Consider the following 1,389-nt stretch of genomic DNA (forward strand, 5'->3'; position numbering starts at 1 on the left):
GCGTGCCCGCCGTGCTGCCCAGCCTGCGCGGCTACCCGCACCCGCCGTTCATCCCGATCGCCGACGACCCGCCGGCCGAGCTGCTCTCCACCGGCCAGATCGCCGCCCCGCTGCTGCGCCACGGCGTCGAGCACGCCTGGCTGGCGGGCGCCCACGAGTTCTGCCGCCGCGCCGTCGAGGCGATCGACACCACCCATCCGTACGAGGTGTTCACCGCCGTCGGCGTCCTGGACGCCTCGCCGGACCGCGCCTGGGCGACCGAACAGGCCGCCCGGCTCGGCGAACTGGTGCGCCGTCAGCAGCTGGTGCTGCTGGATCCGGCCCATCCGGAGCAGGTCCGGCTCGCCCCCGGGTACGCACCCCGCGAGTACCACCTGCCGCACGACTTCGCGCCCCGCCCGGACAGCCTGGCCCGCGCCTGGTTCTCCGACGCCGAGCTGGAACGCGGCCTGCTCCACCTGCTGTCCGCCCAACTCCCCGACGGCGGCTGGCCGATCAACTGGGCGCGCTGGTCGGAGTCCACCGAGCACGAGGCCCGCCCGGGCGTCACCCTCTCCGCCCTGCTCACCCTGCGCGCCTACTCGAACTGAGAACGCGCGGGTTCAGCCGACGGCGCGCTTCACCAACTCGGCGATGCGCGCCGACTCGGCCTCGCCCAGCTCGGCGACCGCGTAGGAGGTCGGCCACAGGTCGCCGTCGTCGAGGCGCGCCTGGTCGCTGAAGCCGATGGTCGCGTACCGGGACTTGAACTTGGCGGCGCTCTGGAAGAAGCACACCGGCTTGCCGTCCTTGTTGTTGTACGCGGGCATGCCGTACCAGGTCTTCGGGGCCAGCTCCGGCGCGACCTCGGTGACGATCGCGTGGAAGCGCTCCGCCAGCAGCCGGTCCTCGGGCGGCATCTCGGCGATCTTCTCCAGCAGGTCCCGCTCCGCCTCGGCGGCCTTCGCGGCGGCCGACGCCCGCTTGGTCTCCGCCTTCAGCTCCTTGGCGCGCTCCTTCATCGCCGCGCGCTCGTCCGCCGTGAAACCCTCGTGCTTCTCCGCCATGACCGACTCTCCCGTTCCTGTTCCCTCGTGACGTTCTTCATCGTAGGAACGCGGCCGCCGCCACGGCTTCTCGGAAACTGATCGGTCCCGCACACGCCGAAGTCCGGCCCGGGAGACCTCCCCGGACCGGACTTCTCTTCGATGCTCAGCGGGCCTTGAAGGTCCGCAGCCGCAGGCTGTTGCCGACCACGAAGACCGAGGAGAAGGCCATCGCTGCTCCCGCGATCATCGGGTTGAGCAGGCCGGTCGCGGCGAGCGGCAGGGCTGCCACGTTGTAGGCGAAGGCCCAGAACAGGTTGCCCTTGATGGTGGCGAGGGTGCGGCGGGAGAGGCGGATCGCGTC

General features: G+C 71.7%; 2 protein-coding genes and 1 pseudogene. 1 reads left to right on the forward strand and 2 read right to left on the reverse strand.

Annotated elements, in window-relative coordinates; genetic code table 11:
- A pseudogene (locus IEZ12_RS38765) lies at nt 1-590 on the forward strand (hypothetical protein); the annotation flags it as partial.
- A 12-nt stretch (nt 591-602) separates the two neighbouring features.
- Here the strand turns inward: IEZ12_RS38765 and IEZ12_RS20075 are convergent.
- A complete protein-coding gene (locus IEZ12_RS20075; RefSeq protein ID WP_189273281.1) occupies nt 603-1,046 on the reverse strand; it encodes an iron chaperone in 444 nt (147 codons plus the stop codon).
- Between the two features lie 145 nt (nt 1,047-1,191).
- Nucleotides 1,192-1,389, reverse strand: a 198-nt coding sequence (locus tag IEZ12_RS20080; RefSeq protein WP_189273283.1) for a hypothetical protein, incomplete at its 5' end; no start/stop codon positions are given.

It is taken from the genome of Kitasatospora griseola, from assembly GCF_014648555.1.
GTDB lineage: Bacteria > Actinomycetota > Actinomycetes > Streptomycetales > Streptomycetaceae > Kitasatospora > Kitasatospora griseola.